The sequence below is a fragment of the Streptomyces sp. FH025 genome, from assembly GCF_017427025.1.
In the GTDB taxonomy this organism is placed as follows: domain Bacteria; phylum Actinomycetota; class Actinomycetes; order Streptomycetales; family Streptomycetaceae; genus Kitasatospora.
In genome coordinates, this window is record NZ_JAFLNG010000181.1 from 1 (window position 1) to 11,976 (window position 11,976).

The 11,976-nt window shown below is 72.5% G+C and carries 11 protein-coding genes and 2 pseudogenes; 9 read left to right on the forward strand and 4 right to left on the reverse strand.

Features of this window, described 5'->3' with window-relative positions:
* Positions 1-282, reverse strand: a 282-nt coding sequence (locus J0670_RS15370; RefSeq protein ID WP_207812125.1) for a hypothetical protein, incomplete at its 3' end; no start/stop codon positions are given.
* Between the two features lie 37 nt (positions 283-319).
* Complete coding sequence (locus J0670_RS15375; protein WP_207812126.1) at positions 320-1,126, reverse strand: PspA/IM30 family protein; 807 nt, start codon at positions 1,124-1,126, stop codon at positions 320-322.
* Between the two features lie 300 nt (positions 1,127-1,426).
* Between J0670_RS15375 and J0670_RS15380 the strand changes: the two genes are divergently transcribed.
* Positions 1,427-2,020 (forward strand): DUF3043 domain-containing protein, encoded by a 594-nt coding sequence (locus J0670_RS15380; protein WP_207812127.1) that lies wholly within the window; start codon positions 1,427-1,429, stop codon positions 2,018-2,020.
* Between the two features lie 149 nt (positions 2,021-2,169).
* Complete coding sequence (locus tag J0670_RS15385; RefSeq protein ID WP_243437052.1) at positions 2,170-2,910, forward strand: class I SAM-dependent methyltransferase; 741 nt, start codon at positions 2,170-2,172, stop codon at positions 2,908-2,910.
* Between the two features lie 24 nt (positions 2,911-2,934).
* On the opposite strand, the gene J0670_RS15390 is transcribed toward J0670_RS15385, so the two are convergent.
* The gene (locus J0670_RS15390; protein ID WP_207812128.1) at positions 2,935-3,135 is read right to left on the reverse strand and encodes a hypothetical protein; all 201 of its coding nucleotides are present in this window, start codon (positions 3,133-3,135) and stop codon (positions 2,935-2,937) included.
* A gap of 109 nt (positions 3,136-3,244) precedes the next feature.
* On the opposite strand from J0670_RS15390, the pseudogene cobU reads away from it, so the two are divergent.
* The 7 genes and pseudogenes from cobU to J0670_RS15425 all read left to right on the forward strand — a co-directional run.
* Positions 3,245-3,817, forward strand: a pseudogene (gene cobU / locus J0670_RS15395) (bifunctional adenosylcobinamide kinase/adenosylcobinamide-phosphate guanylyltransferase); the annotation flags it as partial.
* Between the two features lie 11 nt (positions 3,818-3,828).
* Positions 3,829-4,944 carry a nicotinate-nucleotide--dimethylbenzimidazole phosphoribosyltransferase gene (locus J0670_RS15400; RefSeq protein WP_207812130.1) on the forward strand — a complete coding sequence of 372 codons (1,116 nt, stop codon included), beginning with the start codon at positions 3,829-3,831 and terminating at the stop codon, positions 4,942-4,944.
* Between the two features lie 75 nt (positions 4,945-5,019).
* The gene (locus J0670_RS15405) at positions 5,020-5,808 is read left to right on the forward strand and encodes an adenosylcobinamide-GDP ribazoletransferase (protein WP_207812131.1); all 789 of its coding nucleotides are present in this window, start codon (positions 5,020-5,022) and stop codon (positions 5,806-5,808) included.
* Positions 5,809-6,066: 258 nt separating this feature from the next.
* A complete protein-coding gene (locus J0670_RS15410; RefSeq protein WP_207812132.1) occupies positions 6,067-7,572 on the forward strand; it encodes a leucyl aminopeptidase in 1,506 nt (501 codons plus the stop codon).
* A 382-nt stretch (positions 7,573-7,954) separates the two neighbouring features.
* Positions 7,955-9,361: a dihydrolipoyl dehydrogenase gene (gene lpdA / locus J0670_RS15415; protein WP_097238208.1), complete on the forward strand. Its 1,407-nt coding sequence runs from the start codon at positions 7,955-7,957 to the stop codon at positions 9,359-9,361.
* Positions 9,362-9,427: 66 nt separating this feature from the next.
* Positions 9,428-10,825 carry a 2-oxoglutarate dehydrogenase, E2 component, dihydrolipoamide succinyltransferase gene (gene sucB / locus J0670_RS15420; RefSeq protein WP_207812133.1) on the forward strand — a complete coding sequence of 466 codons (1,398 nt, stop codon included), beginning with the start codon at positions 9,428-9,430 and terminating at the stop codon, positions 10,823-10,825.
* Positions 10,826-10,953: 128 nt separating this feature from the next.
* Positions 10,954-11,469 carry a DUF4240 domain-containing protein gene (locus J0670_RS15425; protein WP_207812134.1) on the forward strand — a complete coding sequence of 172 codons (516 nt, stop codon included), beginning with the start codon at positions 10,954-10,956 and terminating at the stop codon, positions 11,467-11,469.
* Positions 11,470-11,473: 4 nt separating this feature from the next.
* Here J0670_RS15425 and J0670_RS15430 read toward each other — a convergent pair.
* Positions 11,474-11,976, reverse strand: a pseudogene (locus tag J0670_RS15430) (hypothetical protein); the annotation flags it as partial.

The following is an 11,976-nucleotide window of genomic DNA, read 5'->3' on the forward strand; positions in this document are numbered from 1 at the left end:
CCCCGGGATCACGCCCTCGCCCTCGGACAGCAGCAGGGCACGGACCTCGCTGATCGTCGCCTCGGAGTTCGGCAGGATCAGGTCGGACGGCTCCAACGCGTCGTCGGGCAGCCGGGTGCCGTACTGCTTCACCGCGTCCAGCAGCTTGCCGTAGGCCCGGCGGAAGTTCTCCTCGTCGCCCGACTCCACTGCGGTGAGCAGCTCGTCGTCGAGCTGGTTCAGCAGGTTCAGGTGGTCCTCGCCCACCTCGAACTGCCCCTCACCCATGACCCTCATGATCATGCCGTGCGTCTCCCTGGTTCGTGGGGTCGAGCTCAGATCACTTGTTGTAGTTGATGCGCGGGGTGTCCTGCGGCTGCTGCTGGGGCTGCTGCTGCGGCTGGCCCTGCTCGATCGCCGCCGGGCCGGCGGAAGGACCGCCGGACAGCTCGGCCTTCATCCGGGCGAGCTCCAGCTCGACGTCGGAGCCGCCGGCCACCCGCTCCAGCTCGGCCTCGATGTCGTCCTTGCGGCCGAGGCCGCTGGCGTCGTCGAGCGCGCCGGAGGCCAGCAGCTCGTCGATCGCGCCCGCCCGGGCCTGCATCTGCGCGGTCTTGTCCTCGGCCCGCTGGATGGCCAGGCCGACGTCGCCCATCTCCTCCGAGATGCCGGAGAAGGACTCCGCGATGCGGGTCTGCGCCTGGGCCGCGGTGTAGGTGGCCTTGATGGTCTCCTTCTTGGTGCGGAAGGCGTCCACCTTGGCCTGGAGCCGCTGGGAGGCGAGCGTGAGCTTCTCCTCCTCGGCCTGCAGGGCCTGGTACTGCGTCTCCAGGTCGTTGATCTGGGACTGCATGTTGGCCTTGCGGGTCAGCGCCTCGCGCGCGAGGTCCTCGCGGCCGAGGGACAGCGCCTTGCGGCCCTGGTCCTCGTACTTCGCGGACTGCTGCTGGAGCTGGGTCAGCTGGAGTTCCAGGCGCTTGCGCGAGGTCGCGACGTCCGCGACGCCACGCCGTACCTTCTGCAGCAGTTCGAGCTGCTTCTGGTAGGAGTAGTCGAGCGTCTCACGCGGATCCTCCGCCCGGTCCAAGGCCTTGTTCGCCTTGGAGCGGAAGATCAGCCCCATACGCTTCATGATTCCGTCGCTCATGGGCCTCGGGTGCCCCCTTCTCCGGCCTGCGGTCTCTATCTCGTTACCAGACACGACGAGTGTATGTGCAGCGAGCCCTTCGCCGCAGTGCACCTGCCTGCTACAAGACTGCTACAGCGAGCAGGGGCGTTTCCTCCTCCCCCGGGTGGATCCGCCTCTCATCCTCCCCATGGTCCATCCGATTGATCCCCTACGGGAAGGGCCGGGGAACCCCGGTTCCGGGTGGCGCCGCACGGATCGATATGCGTTTGCGTCCGAGGGGACCCGTGGTCGCCGCGTTGTACCCCGTACGCTGGTGGTGTGTTCCGACGCCGTTCAGATGATGCCGCCGCCTCCGCCACCGTGCTGGAGAAGCAGGACGAGACGACCCGCCACCCGGAGGCCAAGAAGGGCCGCCCGACCCCCAAGCGCAGTGAGGCCGAGGCCAACCGACGCACCCGGGTGACGGTTCCCAAGGACCGCAAGGAGGCCTCCCGCCAGGCGCGCGACCGGATGCGGGTCGAGCGCGAGAAGCAGCGCCAGGCGCTGATCGACGGCGACGAGCGCCACCTGCCGGCCCGTGACAAGGGCCCGGTGCGCAAGTTCGCCCGCGACTACGTGGACGCCCGCTGGTCGCTGGCCGAGTTCTTCCTGCCGGCCGCCGTGGTCATCCTGGTGATGAGCATCGTCAAGGTGCCCACCCTGCAGCTGCTGTCCACGCTGCTGTTCCTGCTCTTCTTCGTGTTCGTGATCCTGGACTTCGCCCGCCTCGGCTTCGGCCTGCGCAAGCAGCTGGCCGAGCGGTTCGCCGGCCAGAACACCCGGGGCGCGGTCGCGTACGGCATCATGCGCACCCTCCAGATGCGCCGGCTGCGCCTGCCCAAGCCGCAGGTGCGGCGTGGGGAGAAGCCCTGACCGCCGAACCGGTGGACTCCGGCTGGGCCCCACCGTCCTGGGAGGGGCCCGGCCTCTACGCGCTCCCTGGGCAGGGGGACGGCGGCCACGACCGGATAGGCCGGCTGCCCTCGCGCAGCGGCTCCTTCGCCGGCGGCACCGGTGCCTGGCTGGACCGGCTCGGCGGACTGCGCAACTTCGTCCGGCAGGAGCTGGTCTCCCGGCAGCTCGCCGAGCAGCTGGCCGGCCGCACCGCGCAGCGCGTCCTCGACATCGGCTGCGGCCAGGGCACCCAGGCGCTGCGGCTGGCCCGGGCCGGCCACTACGTCACCGGGATCGACTCCGACCCGGTCTCGCTCGGCGTCGCCCAGGGGGCACTGGCCGAGGAGCCGCCCGAGGTGCGCGGCCGACTGCAACTGCTCAGCGGTGACGGCCACCAGTGCGGGCGCTGGTTCGGCCCGCGCAGCTTCGACGTGGTGCTCTGCCACGGCGTCCTGATGTACCTGCCCGACCCGGACCCGATGATCGCCTCGCTGGCCCGGCTGCTGGCGCCCGGCGGGCTGCTCTCCCTGCTGGTCCGCAACCGCGACGCGCTCGCGCTGCGGCCCGCCGCCGCCGGGGACTGGCGGGCCGCCCTGCACGCCTTCGAGAGCGACCGGTACTACAACCGGCTCGGCCTGGCCGCCCGCGCCGACCGGCTCGCCGACCTGTCCGTCACCCTCTCCGAGGTGTCGGTGCCGCTGCGGCACTGGTACGGCGTACGGGTCTTCACCGACAACGCGCCCGACGACGCGACCCCGCCGGTGGACGGGCGGCAGCTGGCCCAGCTGCTGGAGGCGGAGGACCGGGCCGGCCGCACCGACCCGTACCGGCAGGTCGCGGCGCTGCTGCACGTGATCGGGGCGAAGTAGCGGCCCCGATCCGGGTGCCGGGACTCAGGCCTCGTGCAGGCTCATCGAGTAGATCACCTTGCCGTCGTCCAGCAGGACCGCGGTGTCCACGCCGTCGTCGGCGAGCTGCTTCCAGGTCTCCCCGATCCAGGTCTCGGCGTCCCCCTGACCGGCGAACTCCTCCTGGCTCCCGCTGGGCGTCACCGCGCTGCCGTCCGCCTTCTCGTACCGCCACGTCCAGACCATGCCCGGTTCCTCCCGCTTCCCGCTGCTGCCTATGTGGTGCGCACCATAGCCTGCCCGGCCCGATCTTCCGTATGCCTGGTCGGGCAGGATGGTCGGCATGGCGACCCACCCCCCGCTCCCCCGCACGCTGCTGCTCGGCGGTGCGCGCTCCGGCAAGTCCACCCGCGCCGAGCAGCTGCTCGCCGACCGACCCGACGTCCTGTACGTGGCCACCGGCGGCACCCGGGACGGCGACGCCGAGTGGGCCCAGCGGATCGCGCTGCACCGGGAGCGGCGGCCGGAGAGCTGGCGCACCGCCGAGACCTGCGACCTGGAGGCCGTCCTGGCCGACACCGCCGACCCGGCGCCGGTGCTGATCGACTGCCTGGCGCTGTGGCTGACCGCCGTCATGGACGAGTGCGACGCCTGGTCCGACACGACCTGGGCGAACGGCGGCGAGGCGGCGGTGCGGCGCCGCTGCGAGGCCCTGGCCGCGGCCTGGGCGGCCACCCCGCGGACCGTCGTCGCGGTGAGCAACGAGGTCGGCATGGGCGTCGTCCCGGCCACCCCCGCCGGGCGGCGCTTCCGCGACACCCTGGGCCGGCTCAACATGGCCGTGGCGGACGCCTCGGAGCGGGTGCTGCTGGTGGTGGCGGGGCAGGTTCTGACGGTCAAGCCCAGTCCGCACACCTGCGGCGTGTAGCCTTCCGACCGATGGACACGACCGTGGATCTCGATACGTTCTCCTCGCTCGTCGAGCGCCCCGACGACAGCGCCCGGCGGGCCGCCGAAGAGCGCTGGCAGGAGGCCGGCCGGCCGCGCGGCGGGCTCGGCAGGCTGGAGGAGCTGGGCAGCTGGCTGTCGTCCGTACAGGGGCGCTCCCCGGTGCGGCCGGTGTCGGCCCCCAAGGTGCTGCTGTTCGCCGCCGACCACGGCGTGGCCGCGCTCGGGGTCTCCCGGCTGCCCGCCCAGGGCGGCACCGCGGCCCGGGTGCGGGCCGTGCTCGACGGCTCCGCCCCGGTGGCCCGGCTGGCCGCGCGCTACGGCGCCGAGGTGCGGGTGGTCGACGTCGCGGTGGACACCGACCCCGCGAACTTCCCGGACGAGGTGGTCGCCCACCGCATCCGGCGCGGCTCCGGCCGGATCGACGTCGAGGACGCGCTCAGCCCGCAGGAGACCGTACGGGCCTTCCGGGCCGGCATGGCCGTCGCCGACGAGGAGGCCGACTCCGGCACCGACCTGGTGCTGCTCGGAGACCTCGGGGTCGGCGCCACCACGGTGGCCGCCGTCCTGGTCGGCGCGCTGTGCGGGACGGACGCGGCCGCGGTCTGCGGGCGCGGCTCGGGCATCGACGACCGGGTGTGGATGGTCAAGTGCGCCACCATCCGGGACTCCCTGCGGCGGGCCCGTCCGGTGCTCGGCGACCAGCTGGCGCTGCTCGGCGCCACCGGCGGGGCCGACTTCGCCGCGATCACCGGCTTCCTGCTGCAGGCCGCCGTCCGGCGGCTGCCGGTGGTGCTGGACGGCGTGGTCTCGGCGGCCTGCGCGCTGGTCGCGCAGCGGATCGCCTTCCGGGCTCCGGAGTGGTGGCGGGCCGGGCAGTCCAGCGGCGAGCCGGCCCAGGCGAAGGCGTACGACCGGCTGACCCTGACGCCGTTGCAGGACCAGGGCATCACCATGGGCGAGGGCGTCGGCGCGGTGCTGGCGCTGCCGCTGCTCCAGGCGGCGGGCGACGCGCTCGCCGACGAGGCTCCGAGGCCGTTCGTGCCCTCGGCGCCGAAGGAGCAGCCGAAGCTGCCGTCCGCGGCGGACCTGCTGCGGAGGCTGTAGGCGACCCGTACGTCTGACGACCACCCGAAGAACGCCCCTGGCCAGGGGCGTTCTTGCGTTGAGAGGAACGTGTTCATGTCCGGCGGTGAGCGGGCGAGTTGGGGCGAGGGGCTGCGGTTCGCCTTCGGGACGCTGTCGGTGCTGCGGGTGCGGGTGGAGCGGTGGGACCGGCCCGCCGGGGCCCGGGCGATGGCGGCGGCCCCGGTGGTCGGGCTGGTACTGGGGGCGGCCGCGGCCGGGGCCGGGGCGCTGGTGGCCTGGCGGGCCGGCGGGCTGCTCGGCGCGGTGACGGCGGTCGGGGTGCTCGCCGCGCTGACCCGGGGACTGCACCTGGACGGCCTGGCGGACGTCGCCGACGGGCTGGGCAGCGGCAAGCCGGCCGAGGACGCGCTGCGCATCATGAAGCAGTCCGACATCGGTCCGTTCGGCGTACTGACCCTGGTCCTCGTGCTGCTGGCCCAGATCGCCGCACTGGCCGGGCAGTTCGGCCACTCGGTGCCGCGCGGCGCGCTCGCGGTGCTCGCGGCGGCGGTGGCCGCCCGGTGCGCGCTCGCCTGGGGATGTCTGAGGTCGGTGCCGGCCGCCCGGCCCGGCGGACTCGGGGCGATGGTGGCGAGCACCGTGACACCCGCCGGGGCCGGGGCCGCAACGGCCCTGTCGGCGCTGGCCGTGGCCGCGCCCGGAATGTTCGACGGATGGACAACTCTCCGTCTACCGCTGGCTGTTGCCATCGGCGTCGGGTGCGCCCGAGTGCTGCTGGGGCGGTGTGTCCGACGGTTCGGCGGAATCACCGGGGACGTGCTCGGCGCGATGGCGGAGACCGCCGCCACCGGCACGCTGTTCGCCCTGGCGTTGCTCGGCTGACACCGGGCGGCGCGTGATCCCACCATGCGGACTACCATGCGTGAAGCACCGCAGCCCTGCACCGTCGCAGGTCCTGCCCGCCCGGCGCGTACCGAGGAGCCGGGGCCTCTGGTGTGCGCGGCCGCTACCGGCGGACGCGCGCGCCAGGGGGCCCGGACCCCGCAGACCCGCCGGCGGACGGCCTGCGACGGCGGGCTGCGCCGGTGCGGCAGCCTCGCCGTGACCGGTCGTGGACCGCGAAAGAACAGGACGCATTACGTGACTGCATTGTCTGTGAGCACCTCCTCCGCCGCCTCGCTGCGCGCGGACGCCCTGGTGGTCGGTGTCGCGAAGGGCCCGAAGGGCATTGTGCTGGCCCCCGGTACCGAGGCCGTGAACGAGGCGTTCGAGGGCAAGCTGACCGAGGTCCTCAGCACCCTGGGCGCGACCGGCGCCGAGGGCGAGACCGTCAAGGTGCCCTCCCCCGCCGGCCTGAAGGCCGCGCTCGTGCTCGCGGTCGGCCTCGGCGACGCCGCCGAGGAGGGCTACGAGCCGGAGACCCTGCGCCGCGCCGCCGGTGTCGCCGCCCGCTCCCTGGCCGGTGTCAAGAAGGCCGCGCTGGCCCTGCCGGCCGAGTCCGCGGAGGAGGTCGAGGCGGTCGCGCTCGGCGGCCTGCTCGGCTCCTACGCCTTCGGCACGTACAAGGGCAACGGCAACGGCAAGGAGCCGGTCGGCGAGCTGGTCGTGCTTGCCCCCCGCAAGGGCAGCAAGGACGCCAAGGCCGCCGTGGAGCGGGCCACCGCGATCGGCGAGGAGATGAACCGCGCCCGCGACCTGGTCAACACCGCGCCGAACGACCTGAACCCGAAGAGCTTCGCGGCGATCGCCCAGGCCGCCGGCAAGGAGCACGGCCTCAAGGTCGAGGTGCTGGACGAGAAGGCGCTGACCAAGGGCGGCTTCGGCGGCCTGCTGGGCGTCGGCGGCGGCTCGGTCAACCCGCCGCGGCTGGTGAAGGTGGCCTACACCCACCCGAAGGCGAAGGCCACGCTGGCGTTCGTCGGCAAGGGCATCACCTACGACTCGGGCGGCATCTCGCTGAAGCCGGCCGGCCACAACGAGACCATGAAGTGCGACATGGCCGGCGCCGCCGCCGTGTTCGCCGCCGTGGTCGCCGCCAAGCGCCTGGGCCTGGCCGTCAACGTGACCGCCTGGCTGGCGCTGGCCGAGAACATGCCGTCCGGCTCCGCCACCCGCCCGGGTGACGTGCTGCGCATGTACGGCGGCAAGACCGTCGAGGTCCTGAACACCGACGCCGAGGGCCGCCTGGTGCTGGCCGACGCGATCGTGCGGGCCGGCGAGGAGAACCCGGACGTCATCGTCGACGTGGCGACGCTGACCGGCGCCATGGTGCTGGCCCTGGGCAACCGCACCTTCGGCGTGATGGCCAACGACGACGAGCTGCGCGACCAGCTGCACGCCCTCGCGGGCGAGGTCGGCGAGCAGTCCTGGCCGATGCCGCTGCCGGCCGAGCTGCGCAAGGGCATGACCGAGTCGACCATCGCCGACCTGGCGAACATGGGCGACCGGATGGGCGGCGGCCTGGTGGCCGGTCTGTTCCTGAAGGAGTTCGTGGCCGAGGGCATCGACTGGGCGCACCTGGACATCGCCGGCCCGGCCTTCCACGAGAGCGCGCCGTACGGCTACACGCCGAAGGGCGGCACCGCGAGCGCGGTGCGCACCCTGGTCCGGTTCGCCGAGCGGACGGCTGCCGACGGCAAGGCCTGATCCACCGCACCCTCCGACGGGGGCCCGGCGCGCGTGCGCCGGGCCCCCGTCGGCGTTCCCACCCGGGTTACCCGCGAGTACGCCGGGACGCTCCGGCGTACCTCTGTTCGCCACGGGCGAAACTTTGTTCCGCAGTGCGGAAGAGGCGGCCCCGAGTGGCGCGGAAGACGCCCGTCCGGCGGCTGTCAATACCCTGCTGAGCTGCGATGATGCCCTTCCGTCGGGGGTGTTCCCGCCCCGGTGACCACTCCGTGGGACACCCCTGGGGCGGACCCGGACATCAGGCACCGTGAACAAGTGCGAAGATGTATTTCCGGCACGACTGGGCGCCTCACAAAGGCTTCCGACCCACCGGACCGCGACCGGCCCGGCGACCCACCCCATGCATGGAGGACGTGACGTGGCGAACGACGCCAGCACCGTTTTCGACGTAGTCATTCTCGGAGGCGGAAGCGGCGGTTACGCCGCGGCGCTCCGCGCCGCTCAGCTGGGTCTGAGCGTTGCCCTGGTCGAGAAGGGTGAGCTGGGCGGCACCTGCCTGCACCGCGGCTGCATCCCGACCAAGGCGCTGCTGCACGCCGCCGAGATCGCCGACGAGACGAAGGAGGCCGCCGAGTTCGGCGTTCTGGCCACCTTCCAGGGCATCGACATCAACGGCGTCCACAAGTACAAGGACGACGTCATCGCCGGCCTGTACAAGGGCCTTCAGGGCCTGGTGGCGTCCCGCAAGGTCACCTTCATCCAGGGCGAGGGCAAGCTCTCCTCGCAGACCTCGGTGGATGTCAACGGCCAGCGCATCGAAGGCCGGCACATCGTCCTGGCCACCGGTTCGGTGCCGCGCTCGATCCCGGGCCTGGAGATCGACGGCAACCGCGTGATCTCCTCGGACCACGCCCTCAAGCTCGACCGCATCCCGAAGTCGGCCGTCATCCTCGGTGGCGGCGTCATCGGCGTCGAGTTCGCCTCGGTCTGGAAGTCCTTCGGCGTCGAGGTCACCATCGTCGAGGCGCTGCCGCACCTCGTCCCGCTGGAGGACGAGAACTCCTCCAAGCTGCTGGAGCGCGCCTTCCGCAAGCGCGGCATCAAGTTCGAGCTGAAGGCCCGCTTCTCGGGCGTCGAGTACACCGAGACCGGTGTCCGCGTCTCCACCGAGAACGGCAAGCAGATCGACGCCGACCTGCTGCTCGTCGCCATCGGCCGCGGCCCGGTCTCGGCCGGCCTCGGCTACGAGGAGAACGGCGTCGCGATGGACCGCGGCTACGTCCTGGTCGACGAGTACATGCGCACCAACGTGCCCACCATCTCGGCCGTCGGCGACCTCGCCCCGACCCTGCAGCTCGCCCACGTCGGCTTCGCCGAGGGCATCCTGGTCGCCGAGCGCCTGGCCGGCCTCAAGCCGGTGCCGATCGACTACGACGGCGTTCCGCGCGTGACCTACTCCAACCCCGAGGTCGCCTCCGTCGGCATCTCCGAGGCCAAGGCCGTCGAGCTGTACGGCAAGGAGAAGGTCGTCACCCTGAAGTACAACCTGGCCGGCAACGGCAAGAGCAAGATCCTGAAGACCGCCGGCGAGATCAAGCTCGTCCAGGTCAAGGACGGCGCCGTGGTCGGCGTCCACATGGTCGGCGCCCGCATGGGCGAGCAGGTCGGCGAAGCCCAGCTGATCTACAACTGGGAGGCCCTGCCGGCCGAGGTCGCGCAGCTCATCCACGCGCACCCGACCCAGTCCGAGGCCCTGGGCGAGGCGCACCTGGCGCTGGCCGGCAAGCCGCTGCACGCGCACGACTGATCGCGCCCACCACCCCCCGTTTCCTGTACTTCCCGTACGCAAGACTTGATAGGAGTCGCTGAAACCATGGCGGTCTCAGTAACACTGCCCGCGCTGGGCGAGAGCGTTTCCGAGGGCACCGTCACCCGCTGGCTGAAGGCCGAGGGTGAGCGTGTCGAGGTCGACGAGCCGCTGCTCGAGGTGTCGACCGACAAGGTCGACACCGAGATCCCGGCCCCGGCCTCCGGCATCCTGGCCTCGATCAAGGTCGCCGAGGACGAGACCGTCGAGGTCGGCGCCGAGCTGGCCGTCATCGACGACGGCTCCGGCGCCCCGGTCGCCGCCCCGGCCCCCGTCGCGGAGGCCGCTCCGGCCGCCGCCCCGGTCGCCGCTCCGGCTGCTCCGGTTGCCGCTCCGGCTCCGGTCGCCGCTCCGGCCGCTCCGGTTGCCGCCCCGGCTCCGGTCGCCCCGGCTGCCCCGGCTCCGGCCCCGGTCGCCGCTCCGGCCGCTCCGGTTGCCGCCCCGGCTCCGGTGGCCCCGGCCGCTCCGGTGGCCGACAGCGGTGACGCCTACGTCACCCCGCTGGTGCGCAAGCTCGCCGCCGAGCACGGCGTCGCGCTGTCCTCCGTCGCCGGCACCGGCGTCGGCGGCCGCATCCGCAAGCAGGACGTCATCGCCGCCGCGGAGGCCGCCAAGGCCGCCCCGGCCCCGGTCGCCGCTGCCGCTCCGGCCGCCGCGCCGAAGGCCGCCGCCGCGCCGTCCGCCCTGCGCGGCCAGACGGTCAAGATGACCCGCATGCGCAAGGTCATCGGCGACAACATGCTGAAGGCCCTGCACGAGCAGGCCCAGCTGACCAGCGTGGTCGAGGTGGACGTCACCAAGATCATGTCGCTGCGCGGCAAGGCCAAGGACGGCTTCCTCGCCCGCGAGGGCGTCAAGCTGTCCCCGATGCCGTTCTTCGTGAAGGCCGCCGCCCAGGCGCTGAAGGCCCACGCGGTCATCAACGCCCGGATCAACGAGGCCGAGGGCACCATCACCTACTTCGACACCGAGAACATCGGTATCGCGGTGGACTCCGAGAAGGGTCTGATGACCCCGGTCATCAAGGGTGCGGGCGACCTCAACATCGCCGGCATCTCGAAGAAGACCGCCGAGCTGGCCGCCAAGGTCCGCGACAGCAAGATCACCCCGGACGAGCTGTCCGGCGCCACCTTCACCATCAGCAACACCGGCTCGCGCGGTGCGCTGTTCGACACCGTGATCGTGCCGCCGAACCAGGTCGCCATCCTGGGCATCGGCGCCACCGTCAAGCGCCCGGTGGTCATCGAGGCCGACGGCGGCACCGCCATCGGCATCCGCGACATGGTCTACCTGTCGCTCTCCTACGACCACCGCCTGGTGGACGGCGCCGACGCCGCCCGCTACCTGGTCGCGGTCAAGGAGATCCTGGAGGCCGGCGAGTTCGAGGTCGAGCTCGGCCTCTGACCGTCCACGGTCCCCGCGGAACCCCGCGTCGTCCCCGGACGGCGCGGGGTTCCGCCGTTCCCGCTCCTTGGCGTTTCGTACGGCCATCGCATGCGCGGAGGCGGCTGAACGGGGATGCTTGAGCGGTGATGGACGAGACCGACTTCTGGCAGATCATCGACGAGACCCGGGAGGCCGCCGACGGCGATCCCGACGAGCAGGCCGACCAACTGGTCGAACACCTGGTCCGGTTGACCCCGGACGACGTGATCGACTTCGCCCGGCTGTTCGAGGCCCGCTTCCAACGCGCCTACCGCCACGACCTGTGGGGCGCGGCCTACCTGCTGCTTGGCGGCGCCTCCGACGACTCCTTCGACTACTTCCGCTGCTGGCTGATCGGCCAGGGCCGGGACGTCTTCGAGGGCGGGCTGGCCGAACCGGACGACCTGGCGGACCTGCTGCCCGAGTTCGACGAGGAGGAGGACGGCGAGGCCGAGGACCTCGGCTACGCCGCCGACGAGGCCTACGAGCGGCTGACGGGCCTGCCGCTGCCGGAGGTGGGCGGGCCGCAGCCGGCGCGGCCGTCCGGCACGGCACTGGACTTCGACGACCCGGACGTGATGGCGAAACGCTTCCCCAAGCTCTGGGAGCGCTACGGGGATTAACCGCTCAGGTGCTGCTGCCCGCGGAGCCGTCCTGCTTGATGCCCCAGAGGATCTGATCCAGCACTGAGGCGTCCGGCGCGGCCGGGTCGTCGTCCACGCCGCCCTCGAAGACGACGTAGCCGCCGCCCCTGGCCGGGACGGCGGCCAGCACGACGTAGCCCTGGGTGCCGTCCGAGGTGCGGATGTGCCAGCGGGTGGCGTAGCCGGACACTCCGGCGACGGTGATGGAGCCGGAGCCGGAGTCGGTGTGCGAGGTGACCCCGCTGAAGATCTGCCCGGCGTAGACCGGCATCGCGGTGTCGGCGGCCGCCTTGGCCGTGGCGCCCTGGATGGTGTCCTTCTCGATCGAGAACTGGCCGCGGATGCACTGGTTGCCGTCCGCGCAGGTGTAGCGGCCGTTGCCGAGGTAGACCGTCGAGTGCTGGGGGGTGGTCGACGCCTCCCAGCCGTCGAACAGCGGGACGGAGATCGCGTGCTGCGGGTCCGGCACGGTGCTCCTGAGGACCG

Excerpts from the sequence above, each read along its gene's own strand:
- J0670_RS15375 (WP_207812126.1), bottom strand. The coding sequence starts at position 1,126 with ATGAGCGACGGAATCATGAAGCGTATGGGGCTGATCTTCCGCTCCAAG.
- J0670_RS15400 (WP_207812130.1), top strand. The coding sequence starts at position 3,829 with ATGGACACGACCGTGGATCTCGATACGTTCTCCTCGCTCGTCGAGCGC.
- J0670_RS15405 (WP_207812131.1), top strand. The coding sequence starts at position 5,020 with ATGTCCGGCGGTGAGCGGGCGAGTTGGGGCGAGGGGCTGCGGTTCGCC.
- sucB (WP_207812133.1), top strand. The coding sequence starts at position 9,428 with ATGGCGGTCTCAGTAACACTGCCCGCGCTGGGCGAGAGCGTTTCCGAG.
- J0670_RS15390 (WP_207812128.1), bottom strand. The coding sequence starts at position 3,135 with ATGGTCTGGACGTGGCGGTACGAGAAGGCGGACGGCAGCGCGGTGACG.
- J0670_RS15425 (WP_207812134.1), top strand. The coding sequence starts at position 10,954 with ATGGACGAGACCGACTTCTGGCAGATCATCGACGAGACCCGGGAGGCC.
- lpdA (WP_097238208.1), top strand. The coding sequence starts at position 7,955 with ATGCATGGAGGACGTGACGTGGCGAACGACGCCAGCACCGTTTTCGAC.